The sequence below is a fragment of the Cellulophaga algicola DSM 14237 genome (genome assembly GCF_000186265.1).
In the GTDB taxonomy this organism is placed as follows: domain Bacteria; phylum Bacteroidota; class Bacteroidia; order Flavobacteriales; family Flavobacteriaceae; genus Cellulophaga; species Cellulophaga algicola.
This window is the reverse complement of the sequence record NC_014934.1, coordinates 3,508,032-3,526,617: the sequence shown is the minus strand read 5'-3', so window position 1 is coordinate 3,526,617 and position 18,586 is coordinate 3,508,032. Positions and strand designations below refer to the sequence as shown.

The 18,586-nt window shown below is 33.0% G+C and carries 15 protein-coding genes and 1 tRNA gene; 7 read left to right on the top strand and 9 right to left on the bottom strand.

Translation table 11 applies throughout. The features are described from left to right. Window positions 1-15: 15 nt before the first annotated feature. The 8 genes from CELAL_RS15360 to CELAL_RS15325 all read right to left on the bottom strand — a co-directional run bounded on the left by CELAL_RS15360 (window position 16) and on the right by CELAL_RS15325 (window position 9,365). Window positions 16-795 carry a formylglycine-generating enzyme family protein gene (locus tag CELAL_RS15360; RefSeq protein WP_013551809.1) on the bottom strand — a complete coding sequence of 260 codons (780 nt, stop codon included), beginning with the start codon at window positions 793-795 and terminating at the stop codon, window positions 16-18. Continuing rightward, the gene (locus tag CELAL_RS15355; RefSeq protein WP_013551808.1) at window positions 795-1,574 is read right to left on the bottom strand and encodes a formylglycine-generating enzyme family protein; all 780 of its coding nucleotides are present in this window, start codon (window positions 1,572-1,574) and stop codon (window positions 795-797) included. Before CELAL_RS15355 ends, CELAL_RS15360 begins: the two co-directional genes overlap by 1 nt. After that, a complete protein-coding gene (locus CELAL_RS15350) occupies window positions 1,574-2,380 on the bottom strand; it encodes a formylglycine-generating enzyme family protein (RefSeq protein ID WP_013551807.1) in 807 nt (268 codons plus the stop codon). The genes CELAL_RS15355 and CELAL_RS15350 overlap by 1 nt, the downstream gene beginning before the upstream one ends. Next, on the bottom strand, window positions 2,358-5,774 hold the full coding sequence (locus tag CELAL_RS15345) for an OmpA family protein (protein ID WP_013551806.1): 3,417 nt from the start codon (window positions 5,772-5,774) through the stop codon (window positions 2,358-2,360). The genes CELAL_RS15350 and CELAL_RS15345 overlap by 23 nt, the downstream gene beginning before the upstream one ends. A gap of 20 nt (window positions 5,775-5,794) precedes the next feature. Then, window positions 5,795-6,478 carry a type VI secretion system tube protein TssD gene (gene tssD, locus CELAL_RS21585; protein ID WP_013551805.1) on the bottom strand — a complete coding sequence of 228 codons (684 nt, stop codon included), beginning with the start codon at window positions 6,476-6,478 and terminating at the stop codon, window positions 5,795-5,797. A gap of 288 nt (window positions 6,479-6,766) precedes the next feature. Beyond that, window positions 6,767-6,840, bottom strand: a tRNA-Arg gene (locus tag CELAL_RS15335). A 156-nt stretch (window positions 6,841-6,996) separates the two neighbouring features. Next, entirely contained in the window at window positions 6,997-7,836 is an 840-nt protein-coding gene (locus CELAL_RS15330; protein WP_013551804.1) for an endonuclease/exonuclease/phosphatase family protein, read from the bottom strand. 77 nt (window positions 7,837-7,913) lie between these two features. Further along, window positions 7,914-9,365, bottom strand: coding sequence for a sodium:solute symporter (locus CELAL_RS15325; RefSeq protein WP_013551803.1), 1,452 nt, complete (start codon window positions 9,363-9,365; stop codon window positions 7,914-7,916). A 255-nt stretch (window positions 9,366-9,620) separates the two neighbouring features. On the opposite strand from CELAL_RS15325, the gene CELAL_RS15320 reads away from it, so the two are divergent. The 7 genes from CELAL_RS15320 (at window position 9,621) to CELAL_RS15290 (ending at window position 16,225) form a co-directional block, all read left to right on the top strand. Then, window positions 9,621-10,022, top strand: coding sequence for a response regulator (locus CELAL_RS15320; protein ID WP_013551802.1), 402 nt, complete (start codon window positions 9,621-9,623; stop codon window positions 10,020-10,022). A gap of 78 nt (window positions 10,023-10,100) precedes the next feature. Next, window positions 10,101-10,643 carry a heme NO-binding domain-containing protein gene (locus CELAL_RS15315; protein ID WP_013551801.1) on the top strand — a complete coding sequence of 181 codons (543 nt, stop codon included), beginning with the start codon at window positions 10,101-10,103 and terminating at the stop codon, window positions 10,641-10,643. After that, window positions 10,636-12,987: a PAS domain-containing sensor histidine kinase gene (locus CELAL_RS15310; RefSeq protein ID WP_013551800.1), complete on the top strand. Its 2,352-nt coding sequence runs from the start codon at window positions 10,636-10,638 to the stop codon at window positions 12,985-12,987. Before CELAL_RS15315 ends, CELAL_RS15310 begins: the two co-directional genes overlap by 8 nt. Window positions 12,988-12,991: 4 nt before the next feature. Beyond that, on the top strand, window positions 12,992-14,125 hold the full coding sequence (locus tag CELAL_RS15305; protein ID WP_013551799.1) for an FIST signal transduction protein: 1,134 nt from the start codon (window positions 12,992-12,994) through the stop codon (window positions 14,123-14,125). After that, window positions 14,125-15,186, top strand: coding sequence for a sensor histidine kinase (locus CELAL_RS15300; RefSeq protein ID WP_013551798.1), 1,062 nt, complete (start codon window positions 14,125-14,127; stop codon window positions 15,184-15,186). Before CELAL_RS15305 ends, CELAL_RS15300 begins: the two co-directional genes overlap by 1 nt. A gap of 1 nt (window position 15,187) precedes the next feature. Beyond that, on the top strand, window positions 15,188-15,508 hold the full coding sequence (locus CELAL_RS15295; RefSeq protein ID WP_013551797.1) for a hypothetical protein: 321 nt from the start codon (window positions 15,188-15,190) through the stop codon (window positions 15,506-15,508). 3 nt (window positions 15,509-15,511) lie between these two features. Continuing rightward, window positions 15,512-16,225: a LytR/AlgR family response regulator transcription factor gene (locus CELAL_RS15290; RefSeq protein WP_013551796.1), complete on the top strand. Its 714-nt coding sequence runs from the start codon at window positions 15,512-15,514 to the stop codon at window positions 16,223-16,225. A gap of 117 nt (window positions 16,226-16,342) precedes the next feature. On the opposite strand, the gene CELAL_RS15285 is transcribed toward CELAL_RS15290, so the two are convergent. Beyond that, window positions 16,343-18,412 (bottom strand): tetratricopeptide repeat protein, encoded by a 2,070-nt coding sequence (locus tag CELAL_RS15285; protein ID WP_041558201.1) that lies wholly within the window; start codon window positions 18,410-18,412, stop codon window positions 16,343-16,345. Between the last annotated feature and the right edge of the window lie 174 nt (window positions 18,413-18,586).

Here is an 18,586-nt window from a genome sequence, read left to right as displayed (position 1 = left end):
AGAATTTTACATACATTACTCTATTTCAGTTTTTTGATTGCAAACACAACGAAAACCTCCGCCAAAACCATCTTGCTCAGGTTCTCTAGAGCTACGTATATACACAGAATTACTTAATTTATGAAAACCACGGATTACTTTTACAGTACCAGAAACTATACTATCAAACCTAGGATTTACAACAGGTTCTTTTGAATATAATGCTAACCAATCATTAGTCCATTCAGGTCTTCCTCCAGACATATCATAAATACCTAAAGGATTTGGCGGATAAATTCCAACTTTAGTGTCTACTCCATAATTATCATTTACACCTCCTTCAATTTTTCCACTATCCGTAGCATGCTCAACATTTAAGCCACGACTACGTGCTGCATATTCCCACTGAGCCTCCGTCGGTAAATCTATAGGTAAATTAAGCTGTTCCCCTAACCATTGACAATAAGATTGTGCTTGGTACCAATTCATGCCAATAGCACCGTAATCTGGGCCCATATCTTCTTGATTTCTATAATCATGATTAATAAGTTCTAAATTATTTAACTCCGTATATAAATCAAACTCTTTTAAAGTTGTTTCATATTTACTTATAGAGTAACTATCTAAAGTAACTTGATGCTCCAGCGTAGTATAATGGTAATCATTATTCCCCATAATAAACGTGCCCCCTTCTACAAAAACAAAATTAGCTTTTACATCTTCTAATATTTGCTCTTGCTCTGGTGTTGCGCTTTTTTGTGAATTGCAGCTTTGCGTTAATACGCAACATAAGAGTAAAAACAATTTTACACGCATTACTCTATAGGAGTTTTTTGGTTGCAAACACAACGGAAACCTCCGCCAAAACCATCTTGCTCAGGCTCTCTAGAGCTACGTATGTACACAGAATTACTTAAAGAGTGAAAACCACGGATTACTTTTACAGTACCAGAAACTATACTATCAAACCTAGGATTTACAACAGGTTCTTTTGAATATAATGCTAACCAATCATTGGTCCATTCAGCTCTATCTCCAGACATATCATAAATGCCTACGGGGTTTGGAGGATAGGTGCCAACAGGTGTATCCGTCCCGTAATTATCATCTTCACCTACTTCAATAATACCACTATCCGTGGCATGCTCTACATTTAACCCACGACTACGTGCTGCATATTCCCACTGGGCCTCCGTCGGTAAATCTATAGGTAAATTAAGTTGTTCCCCTAACCATTGACAATACGATTTTGCTAAAAACCATGTGTTTTTTTTAGCTGCATATTTAGGCCCATAATCTTTTATTTTACCTCGATGATGTGAGTTAATTATTTCTAAATCATTCATAATATGATACAAATCAAATTCCTCCCAAGTTGTTTCGTACTTACTTATCGAGTAACTGTCTAATGTAACCTCATGTTCATACGCAATTGAAACTCCATTTTTACCCATTGTAAACGTACCTCCTTCTACAAATACAAAATTTGCTTTTGCCGCTTCTAAAATTTGTTCCTGTTCTGGGGTTACTTTTTTTTGTGAATTACAACTTTGCGTTAATACGCAACATAAGATTAAAGACAATTTTACATACATTACTCTATTTCAGTTTTTTGATTGCATACACAACGAAAACCTACCCCCGAACCATCATTATTTGGTTCTCTAGAGCCTCCCCTACTATATACTGAATACCTTAATTTATGCCAGCCTCTGACCATTTTCTCTTCATAATTATGTATGGTATCATACCTTGGGTTTACCAAGGTGTCTTTACTATAACCTACTAGCCAATCATTAGTCCATTCCGGTCTACCTCCAGACATATCATATATACCTAAAGGGTTTGGCGGGTAAGCTCCTACAATTGTATCATAAACAGGATAGTTTCTTTTCTCTGTAAAACTTCCTTCAATTTTTCCGCTATTGGTTGCATGCTCTACATCTAGCCCACGGCTACGTGCTGCATATTCCCATTGGGCTTCTGTTGGTAAATCTATAGGTAAATTAAGCTGTTCCCCTAACCATTGACAATAAGATTGTGCTTGGTACCAATTCATGCCAATAGCACCGTAATCTGGGCCCATATCTTCTTGATTTCTATAATCAGGATAAATAAGTTCTAAATTATTCAACTCCGTATATAAATCAAACTCTTTTAAAGTTGTTTCATATTTACTTATAGAGTAACTATCTAAAGTAACTTGATGCTCCAGCGTAGTATAATGGTAATCATTATTCCCCATAATAAACGTGCCCCCTTCTACAAAAACAAAATTAGCTTTTACATCTTCTAATATTTGCTCTTGCTCTGGTGTTGCGCTTTTTTGTGAATTACAGCTTAACGCGAAACCTATAAATAATACACTGCTAATTTTTCTAATAGGGTCTATAGGGGACATAAGGTTTTTCATTTTTTGGTTCTAATTTCCATGCTTCTCCTAAATGTGGTAATTTGTTTACGTGATTGCAAACAGTATTCCAATCTTCAATATCATTTAATAATTTCCTTAAAAACTGTGACCCCTCTTGTGGACGTAAAAAATTCCCTGGATCATCTTTTTTAGCAGTTTCGTCATATACTCTATACTCTTTGCCGTCAGGATCTTTTATTGCTAAATGTTCTATAATTTCTTGCCACTCTCGTCCGTGATTAACTGTTTTTATAATAATAATTGCTGCTTGTTCACAGTTTTTATACAAATCGCCATCCAAGATATCAGCTCCATCCCAAAATTTGTGTTCTATTATTTGGTATAGCATACGACCCTTTACACGTGGTGGTGCAAACCTAAGTGTTTTATACTTTTCATCAAGAAATACATTATTTACTAAATTTTTAGTCGCTTTTTGATCTCTTTTGTACTCTTTAAATTTTCTAAGAAGATCATCAATATCTTCTAATAATGAAAAGGCTATAACTGCACCAGCTCCTACAAGTGCGGCTGCACCAGCTTTACCATATTCTTTATCATTCCATAACTGGTGCATCCATGCTTCGTATACTTTAAATACATCTGTCCTAGATTCCGTAGGCACTCCTTTAGTATCAGTAGCTTTTTCAAAAATTGCTACAAAATTAAAATCGTTTTCTTCTAATTTATTATACACTAATATAATAAAATCATAAAGCTGTTCTACACCAATACTTAAAGACCATGCCCCACCACCACCTAAACCCCAAGTAACACTGGCTTTCATTTTTATTTGAAATGTTTTAGATTCTTGATCAAAACCAATTTTGAACTCACCTTCAATACCTGCGCCAGCAGATCCTGAAACTAAACCTCCAATGCTAGCTAATAAACCAAAATTTGGTCCTTTTTCTGGATTTTGCCATTCTAGCGCTGCACTCAAGGATGCCTCTGCTTTTGCTCCTACAAAGGCCTCACCACTAAAGGTTAGGTTGGGATCAAATGCTTCTACTGTAGACGTAGGATTATTTTTATGAATATCATCTGCAGGTACTATTTGATCCCCTTCATATTTCGCAACAACGTCTGACTCTTTTTGTTTCGCCACTAATTGCGTTACGCCTTTATACGTATTTAATTCTACAGCACCAGATAGCGCAATGTTAGCCCCTACAAACCCACTCACTTGACCGTGTATCTTTATACGTGCGGCACCAAACTTAATATCTCTTTCAACTTCCTGTTTATCTCTAACTACACCCCACATGTTTAGTGTAACCGTTCGGTTCGCAGCAACACGACCCTGTAGAGGTATTTTTAATATTTCCTCACCATAAGTTAGTATAGGATGCATTTCTGTATCTATATAAAAACGTCTAAAATCTTTCTCAGAAATATCTGTTACTTGTCTTAAGAGATGTTTTTTCAGCAATTGGTTATACTCTTCTATTAAGGCTTCATCAGATTTCTTAATACCTAGACTTCCTCCAATCTTAAAATTTTCTAGAAGAACACGACCTTTAATTTGACTACTTAGATTTGCTGATCTTATATTTTCAGGGGGATAGTCGTAATCAAAAATTGCTGTCATCATTTTTTCTAAAATATTCGACGTAAAGTCTCCTTCATCCGTTATTTTAGTATTCATCACTTTATCAAAAGCTGCAGAATTATGATTCTTTAGCATATAGATTGTTAGCTCCATTAAATCTCGCTCTTCATCTTTCCAAATACCTCGTTTAAAAAATTCTAACCATTGAACGTTATTGTTGGTAAAAAATGCATGTACACCATTTGCCCGACGATAGCCCATATTTTGATTATAGGAATTTCCGCCGGTAGTATCTGCATGCCCTGCTACTTGTATTACAATTTCTGAAGTTAAATCTTTAAAACCTCTGCTATCGTTTTTTATATTACTCAGCTGCCTTGTTGTGTTTAATAACGCCAATGGCATGGGAAAAGATGAATTGTGTGCATACATAGGAGCCGTATCCTGAAAAAGGTTATCTCCAGTACCCAATAATTTAGGTTCAAAACATTCTTCAAATACGGTAGCTCTAAACTCAAGACTTGTACCTTTATTGTCTGGAAAATACCTGTTAAATTCTGCTCCCGCCTGTGCTAATGAAAATTGAGTACTTGCTCCAAAAGAAGCATTTGCAATACCCTTAGAAAAATCGAAATTAACTTTACCCCCTACATTCGCTGTATAACGCATAAATTGAGCCCCTCCACCATAATCATATGTAGCTTCTGGCAATGGCTCTTTTTCTATGTAATCTATGATAGCTTTTCTGGTATCTTGTTTTAAAGGAATTCTTGGATATTTATTCTTAAATTCAGAAGGAAATTCGGAATCTGAATCTCTCCATATTTCATGCACCAATAGCTGTATTTTCCCCCAATGAAAATGAGTAAACTCTTCTGGTTCTTCTTTTTCCTTTTTATCTTCTACTTTATCTTTTGAAACTTCTTCTTTTATTCCATAACTTAAAAACTTAATAATTTCCTTTTGTTTTTTTTCATATTCTTGGAAAGAAAAATTCGCTGCTTCATTAAACATTTTAATTTTAGCATCAACAATATCATAATTCTCATCAGTTAAAAACGAAGCAATACTTGGTGCAATAACTTTTACCAGATGTTTTGATTTAAGTTGACCAGAATTATCTAATAATTTCCACTCTTTGTTCAAGTCAGCCTTTAACCCGTCATAAGCTCTTGTAATTACATTTTTTTTATCCTTACCGGCCTCTTCATCCTTTGCATCATTTACCTCTCTATTATTATCATCTGCTTTCCCATCTGTGCTGTCAGTGATATAATTATCAATCTTAAACGTATATTTATTTTTACCTGTTGGTTCAAAGAAACTTACTGGAAAACGAAATTTTCGATTACCCTTCGTTTTTGTATCAGATACTTTTTTTATATCATGGGCAGAAACATAAAACGTGCGTTTATTTACATAACCATAGCACTCTATTAATTTCTCATGTGAACCTTGGGGCACAGGGGTTAAGGTTGTATCACTTAGACCCATACCTTTTGCTAAAACTTCACGCATTCTTGTTTGTGCGGTTTCTAACTCTGATGTAGCTGATGCTACACTAGGTTCATCTTTAGCTTTACCTAAGTTTATTTTTGCTTCTTCTAATTGTTTTGCGGCTTCATCATATTTATCTGCTTCTTCTTTAAAAGCCTTATATCTTTTTGCATCCAAAACCCAAACTTCCTGAGAACTTCTTTCACTACCATCCTCTAAATCTTCAGAAATAGCAGGTATAAAAATCATTTCTGAAATTGATTTCCTCCCCTCAGGTGGCGCTTCCGCTGTTGCCTGTTGTGCTGTATTTTCTTGTAATCTTACCGTTGCCATTTGTTACGTTTTTACGAGGATTAATCTTCTTCTTCGAAAATTTCTAATTCTACTTTTTGGAGGTTTGATGTAATCAATAGATCTTCTAAAATATCATTATCCAGATGTACTCCATTATACTTAAAGTCATAATCATCATCAGATAAATCTATATCTACTAGTTTACCTATGCAATTTTCTGTTCTTACCTCTAAAATTAGCGTGTCTTCATATAGTTCTTCTACTACATCACCTTCTGTGTCAGTATACCTACAAGATAAAATTTTTGGTTCTAAATCTTCTTTAACAACCGGAGCCTCCGCAAAAGGATTACTAGGGTTCCAGACTTTCTCAAAAATTACATCGCGCACACGTTGTATGCCTGGAGTAATGGTGAGTTCCATTTTAAGCGGATCGTGACCCGTAGCGCTAAATTGCTCTCGCAATCCTACACAATAGCAATTGGCGAATTCAAAATCAAACAATTTACTCAACCCATCTCTTTTAAAGAAACGGATATACCCATCATACATTTGGTAATCATCTAACATCCATAAATGAAACAAAGCATCATCTCCGGTAGATTCTACCACAAAGTTTAATTGTCCGCCTTCTACCTTTGCTTTAGGCTTTCCCCTAGCATCAAGAAGTTGATGGTATACATAAGTGCCATTGAGAACATTACGTTGTTCTCCGTTGATAAAGAGTTTTGCTAGAAAAGCCATAGGTTACTGGTGCTTGTACTGTTTAACTATAGAAGGATAACGTAATTGTATTGGCTATTTATATAATAAGATAACAGAAATGCTACTTTTTAAAATACCAATACCAAGGGCTCCCCACTACTGAACAGCTAAAAATAAGATAAATCGGTAAACTGATCGTATAATTTTTCTAATTTACGACGAAATACACGTAAATTTTCTATAGCTATGGAGTGCGTATTCACGAATAAAGGATATACGAAAGTATAGAAACAAAAAAAGTCTCTGAAAATTCAGAGACTTTTGATGTGATGGCAGAAGGATTCGAACCTTCGACCGCCTGCTTAGAAGGCAGGTGCTCTATCCAGCTGAGCTATGCCACCTACACTGAAAGAATTAAATTTAATTCTTAGAGGCTGCAAATATACTGTTTTCAATAAATAATTTGCAATTAAATTTTAAGTAATTTTAAGAATGTTAATTTTAAGTTTGCAAAAACTTAATTATGAATGCATTAGGGTTTAAAAAAAAAATACGATTTACCTTCTTTTAATTTCAAATTCTATATACACCGGTAAATGATCTGAAGGATACTTTAAGTCTTTAGAATCGCTCAACACCGCGTATTTAGTAACGTTAACCTGATTTGGGGCGATAAATATATAGTCTATCCTTCTTTTTACAGCGGTCGTGAACTTAAACGCATTAAAGGTACCTTCCGGTCCAAAAGTCAAGTGCGCCACTTCCTTAGCATCGATCAACACATTTTTTACTGTCGCTATAACTTCATCTGTGGGTTCTAGATTAAAATCTCCTGTTAAGACTACAGGATAGTCTTTTGTGTTTACTTCCTTTATTTTATTCAAAATTAACTGCACCCCTTGGGCTCTAGCTCTAGCCCCTTTATGGTCTAAGTGCGTATTAAATACCCAAAACTTTTCTTTTGTATCCTTGTTGGTAAACAAACCGTACGTACACACTCTATTACAAGCAGCATCCCAACCCATAGAAACTTCTGTGGGGGTTTCTGAAAGCCAAAAAGTATTTTCTTCTGCTACCGTAAATTGCGATGAATTATAAAAAATAGCAGAGTATTCTCCTTTATCTCCCCCATCTCTTCCTACGCCTATAAATTTATAGTCTTTTAATTGTGCTGCTAAGTAAGCTGTCTGCTGCGGTGTACCTTCTTGAATACCAAAAATATCTGGACTGTAAAATTTTAACTGATCTATAACAAAATCCTTTCGCAAGGGCCATGCGTTTTCTCCATCTGAGGCTACATCTAAACGGATATTATAACTCATGATAGAAGTCACTTGTCCGTAACCCATAGCAGAAAAGCAAAAAATGGTAAGTAAAAAATTTACTAGTTTCATCATATATATTTTAAATCAATCACAATACTAAGGAATAACAATCAGCCTACTTCTATCGTAATCCTATGAAAATGTTAAGCTTACTTTTTTCGCAAAAGCAACAAGCCTAAAATGGTTAAACCTGCATTTACGGCGATGTTCACAAAACCAAAATCGAACTTAAATTTTGCTATTAATACTTCACTCAACCCGTAGGTTACAAAAGGTGCCAAAAGACAAACAACAGGAACCCATTTATCTTTAAGTGTAATTTTAGTAAACATTCCTAACAGAAATAAACCTAACAACGGTCCGTAAGTATACCCTGCAACTTTAAAGATTAGAGATATTACATCGCCTTTGCTATTTGCGAAAAGCATAATGATGGTAAATATGATAACAGAAAAACCTAGTAACACTTTATTCTTTAAACTTTTTCGTTGTTTCCCAGACTTTTCTGAAATATCTAAAAAATCATAGGTAAAAGAAGTCGTTAGGGCTGTTAAGGAAGAATCTACACTAGAGAAAGAGGCTGCTATAATCCCTAATAAGAAAAATATGGCTGCAAAAGCTCCTAAATGATTTAATGCTAAATTAGGGAATAGCGTATCTGTATGAATTAATTCTCCTTTATCATTTACAGGAAGTGAAATTCCGTTTTTCTCGGCATAGATGTATAACAAAACGCCAAGCCCTAAAAATAGAAACTGCGTTGCTGCCAATATTAGACTATAGGTAAGTGTGTTCTTCTGAGCATCCCATTGATTTTTACAGGTTAAGGTTTTTTGCATCATATTCTGGTCTAAACCTATCATAGCAATAGCTACTAAAATACCTGCAATAAACTGCTTGTAGAAATTGTTTCCAGAAGCGCCATCCCAATTAAAAATATCAAAATAGGTATGCTCCGTAACTGCAGTAATAGCAGTACTAAAATTTAAATTTAAGGAAGTGGTAATTGCATAGATTGATATGACTGCTCCTAAAATTAAAAAGGTGGTTTGTAAGGTATCTGTCCAAACAATCGTCTTTATTCCAGACTTATTGGTGTACAACCACACCAATAAAAGAATGATAATAACGGTGATAAAAAATGGGACATTCAAGGCATCAAAAAGAGCAAACTGCAATATTTTAGAAGCTAATAATAACCTTAAGGCTGCCCCAAACGATTGTGATATTAAAAAAAATAGAGAGCCTGTTTTATAGGAATTTACGCCAAACCGCTCTTTTAAATACCCATAAATAGAAACCAATTGGAGTTTAAAGTAAAGTGGAATTAATACAAATGTGATAAATAAATACCCTACTACATTCCCTAATATAAATTGATAGAAATAGAAATTATTATTCCCCACCATTCCTGGGAGTGATACAAAGGTGACTCCAGAGAGCCCTGCTCCTACCATACCAAAGGCAACTAAAAACCAAGGCGATTGACGGTCTCCCGTAAAATAAGACTCATCACTACCATTTTTAGAGGTAAAATGAGAAATAACCATTAAAATAATAAAGTAAATAGCAATGATGCCTAAAACGTAGTATGGATTCAAACTGATGTAATTTTAAGAGGATTAATTTAGTGCTTTTTTTTAGAACAGCTAAGAACAATTGCTATCTCTTTGTGAAATTGTAAAAAATAGCACTACACAATTGAGGGTTCTCTTTAATTTACAGTCACTTACACCCTATAGAAATATGTTAGTCTATATAGAATTACCACTCACCGATACTTATTAGTTATTCATCTACTTGATGAATTTTAATACGATATAAAATGAAATATTTGCAGTCTAATTTATAAAGCTATGGACGTATTATTTATTGAAGACGACACGATTGAAACAATGAAACTACAAAGAACAGTTTCTAAACTACAATTAAAACATAATATAATTGAGGCTAAGAATGGCGAACAAGCTTTAGATATTTTAAAATCAAGCTCAAAACTACCAGATATTATTCTGTTAGATTTGAATATGCCAAGAATGAGCGGAATTGAATTTCTTGAAATTATAAAAGCAGACCCAAAATACAAGTACTTACCTACTATTATATTAACCACATCTGAAAATAGAGCAGATTTATTAGAATGTTACAGAATAGGGGTGGCTGGTTATGTTATAAAACCTTTAAAATATGAAGATTACGAAACAAAATTAAAAACTGTTTTTGAGTACTGGCAAACGAATGAGCTTGTTAAGGCATAAGGTTTTTGCTGTTTCACAACATTTTTTTCATAAAAAGTACTAATTTTCCTACTTTTAGAATGAAATTAATATTCAGATATGAAAGGTGTTGTCTTTACAGAATTTTTAGAAATGGTAGAATTAAAGTTCGGCTTAGAAGTCGTTGACACCATTATAGAAAATTCTAACTTACCCTCAGAAGGTATTTATACGTCTGTAGGTACCTATAGTTTTAATGAAATGGTAAGCTTAATTACCAGTCTTAGTGACGAAGTTAAGGCCCCCATGGGCGATCTTATTTATGCCTTTGGACTCTACCTCTTTAATGGACTAGGGAGTGCACATCCAGAAGTTATTGAAAACTACACCAACCCTATTAGCCTTCTTTATGCTATTGAAGATCATATTCATGTGCATGTAAAAAAACTATATCCAGAAGCAGAACTTCCTACTTTTAAAATTCTGGATAAAACAGAAAACTCAATTACCATGGTTTATTGCTCCTCCCGAGGGTTATACCGATTAGCACATGGTTTAATTGAAAAAACATTTGAACATTTTAATGGTACAGCAACAATAACCTACGAGCTATTGAAAGAAGACGGTACTGAAGTGAAATTTGATATTATCCAAAATGGATAACAAAGAAGTCTCTTTATTAAAACGCGCTCTTGATCGGCAAGTAAAAGCTCGTAAACAAGCAGAAAGCATTTTAGAAGCTAAATCTAAAGAGCTGTATGATACTACGCGCCATTTACAAGAAGTTAATGATCGTTTAGAAGATATGCTCTCTGAAAAATCATCAGAACTAAATGAAATTTTTGTAAACATCGTAGACCCATATGTTGTTATGGATCTTTCTGGTGAAATTATAAAAATGAATAAAGCCGCTAGAGAATTTCTAGAGTGCGACCCTGATGAAAAAGTATCGTTGAGTTCCTATATTCATAAAGATTATATTGAATACACATACAATTCCCTTAAATCTCTCATAGAGGTTGGTACCATAAAAAATTACCGCCCTAAATTTGTATTGAAAAATGGTGCTATTAAACATGTCGAGGTCAACGGTAGTATCATCTATGATAGAGATAGAAAACCCATTGGAGCTCAAGGTATCATTAGAGATATTAGTCAAGATTCTGAAGTTAAAGAACTTTTAGCCAATCAAAAAAAACAATTAGACATCATCGTAGAAAATTCTCCTTTAGGGATTATTCTAACAGACAATGAACGTATTATTAAAGCAAATGAAGCTGTTTTAACTCTTTTAGGTTATTCTAATACCGAAATAAAGAAACATTCTTTAGACTCTATTTCCTGCCCTAAAAATGTATCTGAAGCTAAAAACTTAATGAAAAAAATGGATATGGGGGAATTAGATAATTTCTCTGTAATAAAAACATTTGTTAAAAAAGATGGCAAAAAAGTACATACAAAAACAGCCGTTAGTGCGGTTAAAAATCAAATTGGAGAAATAGATTACAAGGTGGCTATCATTGAAGATATCACCAAAGAACTAGAAGCAGAAGAGCAATTAAAAGCCTCAGAAAATAGGTTATCCTCGTTAATTGCAAATTTACATACCGGAATTTTGGTAGAAGATGAGCATAGAAATATTGTACTTGCTAATAAAATGCTTTGCAACTTTTTTGATGTTGATATTCCTCCTCATAGACTTGTTGGAGTAGATTGTTTTAGTGCAATGAAGGATCATAAAGGGCTTTTTAAAAATCCAGATTTTGAATTAGAAAGAATAGATAAAATAATACAAAACAAAACCTTAACACTTTCTGATGAGCTAGAAATGGCAGATGGTAGAATCCTAGAAAGAGATTACATACCTATATTTAATAAAGGTGTTTATAATGGGCATTTATGGACCTATACAGATGTTACTATTTCTAGAAATTACAAGCGTAATCTAGAAGTTCAAAAAGAAAAATACAGTAGCATCATTGCAAATATGAACCTTGGCCTATTAGAAGTAAATATTCATGAGGTTATTCAGACCGTAAATCAAAGCTTCTGTACCATGAGTGGCTATACTGAAAAAGAATTATTAGGTAAAAAAGCTACAGATCTTATAAAAATAACCAATACAGGTACTATGCCTGCTAAAAGTAAAAAAAGACTTAAAGGAGAATCTGATTCTTATGAAGTAGAAGTTATACAGAAAGATGGCTCAACTAGACATTGGTTTATTAGTGGTGCTCCTCGCTACAGTGATTCTGGTAAAGTAATTGGCTCTTTAGGAATCCATTTAGACATTACGGTACAAAAACAACTAGAATTACAGAAAGAAACCCTTGTAAAAGAGCTAGAAAAAAGTAATGTAGGTTTACAAGAATATGCACACATTGTTTCTCATGATTTAAAATCGCCTTTACGGAGTATTAGCGCTTTATGCACCTGGTTAAATGAAGATTACCAAGATAAATTAGACGACAACGGAAAGTATAATTTAGCCATGATGCAGGAAAAAGTAGAAGCTATGGATAACCTAATTGACGGGATTTTAAAGTATTCTACAATTAATAATGATACAATTGAAAATACGTCTGTAGATGTTAATGAAGTAATCAAAGAAATTACAGATATTATATATACACCAGACCATGTAAAAATTGTGGTTACCAATAAACTACCTACAATTTTTGCCGATAGAACTAAAATTCATCAATTAATCCAGAACTTTTTAAGTAATGCTGTTGTCCATATAGAACGAGAAAATGGCTTAGTAGAAATTGGCTGCATAGAAACAAAAACTCATTGGCAATTTAGCATAAAAGATAATGGTGTAGGTATCCCAAAAGAATACCATGAAAAAATATTTAAAATATTTCAATCTGTTGGTAATAAGGAACGCTCTACGGGAATTGGACTTTCTATTGTGAAAAAAATTATTGACTTATACGAAGGTCAGGTATGGCTAGAAAGCGAAATTGGGGTTGGAACAACTTTTTTCTTCACCCTAAAAAAATAAACTAATGAAAATAGTACAAGTCATAAAACATAAAGGCAAAGAGTGGGATTTTAAATCAGATAAAAAAGATTTAAAGAATCCGCTTGTACTCGTTTTTGGAAATAGATATTTATTAGAATCAGATACCATCTATAAAGAAGTGAAAGAAATTTTTCCTGATGGAAATATAGTATTTGGTTCTACTTCTGGTGAAATAATTGGTGAAAATGTTTTTGATGATAGTATTACAGTTACCGCCATATCATTTGAAAAAAGTTCTTATGTAATACATTCAGAAAATATAAAGAAATTTGATAGTGATACTGAACTACTAGGCGAAAAATTATCTAGTACCTTTGATAGAGAAGGTTTAAAACATCTTTTTATAGTTTCTGAAGGGAGTTTAATAAACGGGTCTGCTCTTATAAAAGGTCTTGAAAAAAATATTACTAATAACACTAATATTTCGGGCGGACTCTGTGGTGACGGTGCTCGGTTTGAAAAAACGGTATCATCATTTAATGAAAACCCAAAAATAGGAGAAATAATTGCCATAGGTCTTTATGGAGATTCCTTAGAAATTACTTGTGCTAATTATGGGGGTTGGACTGCTTTTGGTCCAGAACGTGTTATTACAAAATCTGTAAATAATGTTCTTTATGAATTAGATAGCCAACCGGCTTTAGATTTATACAAAAAATATTTAGGTGATAAGGCTAATGAATTGCCACAAGCAGCTCTATTATACCCGTTAAGTTTACGTGTAAAAGACAGTAGTGAAATTGTGGTCAGAACAATTTTAAATATAGATGAAAATACCAATACCATGATTTTGGCAGGAGATGTTCCTGAAGGTGCTACCGTACAATTAATGATGTCTACGGTTGATGATATTGTAGATGGTGCATCTAAAGCAGCTGAATATGCTATGCGTTCTAGAATAAAAAAACCAGAATTAGCGTTATTGGTCAGTTGTATTGGAAGAAAATTGGTAATGAACCAACGAACAGAAGAAGAAATAGAAGAAGTGATAGAAACTATAGGCCATCAGGCAGTAGTTACTGGGTTTTACTCTTACGGAGAATTATCCCCATTTTCTAATCAAATAGGATGTAAATTACATAATCAAACAATGACCTTAACTCTGATTAGCGAATAATGCACTCACTCCTAAAAAGACAAATACGAAAACATTTACCTGAAAATTTAAAAGATTCTGAGGAGGTTACTGCTTTTTTAGAGGCCATTAATAACTCCTACGAAGATTATGATGGAAAGGCAGATATGGTGCAAAGAGCAATGAATATAAGTTCTAAAGAATTATTTCAAACAAATAAAGTATTGCGTTTAGAATCAGAAAGTCAGCGTAAAACCTTAACTATTTTAGAAAAAGCAATTCGTGTTTTAAATGATACAAAAATTACCGAAAATGAAGAAACTAGTACTAAAGATTCCTTAGAAATAGATGCTTTAGAGTTTGCTACTAAAATAGAAAAACAAGCCAAGGATATTATAAAAATGACTGCAGAAAAAAACACCCTACTTAAGAATTTAGAGCGGCAAAATGCTTCTTTAAATGACTATGCACATATGGTATCGCATGATTTAAAATCACCTATCCGAAATATCAATGCCTTAATGTCTTGGATATTAGAAGATGAAAAAGAAAAATTTTCATCCGCTAGTATAACTAATTGCAATCTGGTTTCTCAAAATCTTCAAAAAATGGATGCGCTTATTGATGGTATTTTAAGACATGCTGTTATAGATTCATTAGAAGAAGAACAAATACAGCTAAATTTAAACAACCTAATAGAAGAGATAAAAAAAACTATTTTCATTCCAGAAAATATTCAGGTAAGAATTTATGGTAAGCTACCTACCTTTCTAACAGAAAAGTATAAAGTAGAACAGCTTTTTAAAAATTTAATAACCAATGCCGTTACTGCCACAGAACATGTAGACCAAGGACTGATTGTTATTCAACATATTGACGATACCAATTTCTGGAAATTTTCTGTTACAGACAATGGTAAAGGTATTGCCAAAAAACATCAAGAAAGTATTTTTAATATGTTTAAGAAACTAGAAAACGATTCTAAAGCTTCTGGGATTGGTTTAGCATTAGTAAAAAAAGTAGTTAATATCTATGATGGGGATATTTGGCTAGAATCTGAAGAAAATAAAGGAACTACAATATATTTTACTTTAAAAAAATAATATGGAACAGCAACCAAATCTTGACTATATAAAAGAATTATCTGGTGATGATACCGAATTTGAGCAGAAGTTTATTTCTGTATTAAAAGAAGAAATACCTTTAGAAAAACAAGAATACATACGTTGTATTACCGCAGTAAACTATAAAAGTACTGCAGACATTGTTCATAAATTGAAGCATAAACTAAACATCCTTGGTTTGGTTGAAGATTACAAAACTGCTGTGATTTATGAGGAAGATTTAAAAAAAGGAGATTCTACATTAAACGATAAATTTTTATTTATCTTGGACAAAATTGAACAATACATTAAAAACCTATAATTTATGAACTGTATTATAGTCGACGATGAAGGTGCTGCACGAATGATTGTGGAACAATTATGTTCTAAAATCCCAGAATTAGATGTTATAGAATCTTTTTCTAATGCCATGGAAGCCATGAAATTTTTAAATCAGCAAACTGTTGATGTAATATTTTTAGACATTCATATGCCAGGCTTTACAGGAATAGATTTTGTTCAAACACTAAAAAATCCTCCTAGAATAGTCTTAACAACTTCAGATACTAATTTTGCTATTGAAGCATATGAATATGAAGCTATTGTAGATTACTTGGTAAAACCTATTACACAAGCTCGTTTTGAGAAATCTATTGTAAAGGTAAAAACTGCCCTAGAGAAAGCTAAAGTTCCTGCGCAAGTAACAACAAAAGCAGCTTCTAATGCAGAGGAAGATATTTACATTAATATTGATAGACGGTTGATAAAATTAAAGTTAAATGAAATATTAGTCGTAGAAGCAAAAGGCGATTATATTGAAGTAAAAACGGAAAAGAAGAACTATCGTGTACACAATACGTTAAAGAGTATTAAAGATAAATTACCTGATAATATGTTCTTGCAAATACACCGTTCTTATATCATTAATTTTACTAAAATTATTGACATTGAGGACAATAGTGTTTTGATAGAGAAGAGTGTAATCCCTATAAGTAGATCTAACCGACCAGAATTAATGAGAAGACTTAATCTTCTGTAAGAACTACGCTACCCCCCGATTTTATATTCTATTATTTTAAAAACAAGCTTTTAAAATACCATAAATGTCAGCTATATACTCCCTACTATCTTTGTAAGGGGTCTTATTAAGTAAGCATTATTCATTGTTTTTCTTCAACTTCTTAAAGTAAAATGGTTCTTTAAGAAACAACCATTTTACTTTTAAACCAATTTCTGTAAACTCAAAACCAGCTGCGGTAGCAGAAGCTATATTACTATATTTACCATACAGCTCTACATTCCATCTTTTGTTAAATTGATGTTTTACCCCTACTTCAGCTCTAAAAATTACAGTTTGATCATCTTCTTCCACTTTTTGTAATCCTGAAGCTGCACTTAGCATATAGGTAGTCTTTTCAGAGAATTTACCTCTTAAATCACCAAACAATTCAAAAGCTTGGTAGGTTTCTGGACTAAAATATATGATGGGTAATTGGTCTTTAAATGTAATGTACTGAAAATTTAATCCTACTTTAAAGGCTGGCTTTTTAAAAACATTGTAATAGAGCGAAGTAAAAAGTAGGTTTCGTATGTTATCATCTGTTTGTCTCGTATGCATTAACTGAGTATACCAACCAAGTTTAAAATTGGTTCCTAAATTATAATTTAAGCCAAAATGGTTCATTACAATTTCTTGTTCAATTAATTCTGCATTAAAACTTTGCACCTCTCTTTGGTATCCAAAATCTAAACTCTGAAGCTTAAAAGGTTGTGTCTGAAGTTTTATATCAAAAACAGGTTGTGTATAAGATATATCTGTGCCGCTTGAATTATTTATTCCAACAATAGCCTTCAAATTTGTTTTCGGCATAAGCTTATACGTTATACCTCCAAGTACTACATGTGATTGTGCTTTATTTAGGGTCACAGAATTTTCTGTATTTCTATATTGATAGCTTAAGGTCGTTAACAACCTTGTCGTAATTGGTACATTAAAACTTGTATTGCTTGAATAGGCCACATTATTACCATTATCAAAAGTATATGCAATATGCTCTTCTACACTGGGCGTAAATTGTATGTTAAGCTTCTCTATAAAACCTTGGGCATCTTTTTGTTTATTAAATATTTTTAAAGTTTGAAATGCAGCTTCATAGGCTGGTATTATTCTATCTGATGCAAAAAGAGCATTTGCTTTTCCTAAGTTTCCATCAAACGAAGCACTGTCTCTTGCTAAAATGGCATCATAGTTAGCTAAACTTGTTTTAAAATCTGCCGTGTACATGCCACGAGTAGCCTTTAGAGCTGCAAACCAATTCTTTTCTGGGTAGCGTTTTTCTAATAACGCAATTTCTTCTTTTGCCTTTCCATATTTATTATTCCAAATAAGAGCTTGTACATACCGATCATAGGTTTGCTCTTTTAATTTTGTATCATCAATAGCGTTTACCTTTTCTTTTGCCTGTATTGCAACGCGTAAAGCTTCTTTATCATTCTCTCCTATATGTTCTGCAAGCGCAATACCATTTAATGCTGTAATAGAATCTTTTGGACTTATCGCCAAACGGGTATAGATATTTTTAGCTTTTTCTGTTTCTTTAATGATCAGATATACATTGGCTAGGTTTAATAACGCATCCCTATCTTCAGGAAAATCTGTGAAAATTTCATTTAAATAATTTATTCCTTTCTGATATTCTTGGTTGTTTACATAGCTATTGGCATAGCCTAATTTCATATATTTTCTTGAAACTTTAGCACTTACATTTTCTGGCTGTAATGCAATAGCCCTATTCACCATAACTAAAGCTTTGCTATACTTTTTTAAATTAGATAAGGTATTCGCATATCCTAAAACAGCACCAAAATTTTCTGGATTCTCCGAAACTAACTCCTCATACAAAGGCTCTGCTTCACTATATTTTTTATCCCAAAGAAAAGATTCATTATAATTAATCTGGATCTCAAAATCTCCTGGATATTCTACCAACAAAGACTTAAACATAGCGTTTGCTTTTTCTGGATCACCACTAAGCCCTACCGCTCTACCGTAGCAAAGTTTTGCAGTTTTATTATCAGGATACTCCCCCAGATACTCTTTAAAGAATGTTTCTGCTTTTTCAAAATCACCTTTTTCTAGTAATTTGAAACCGTTAGTCATATCATCTGTTTGAGACAATAGCAATTGACAAAAAAGTATGGGTATAATAAGGATAAACTTTCTCATGGAATATTTTGTACGTTTTTTACTACATTTTAAATAACGGTTTTTTAGCGAAAATATTAGCATTCATTGCTGTTTTTTTAATCCTAGTAAAACTATACTTCGATACTTTATTTTGGAAAGAAGTAATTGTTCATTCATCTATAACAATAGGTAACTCAACGAAACCAGCCTTAA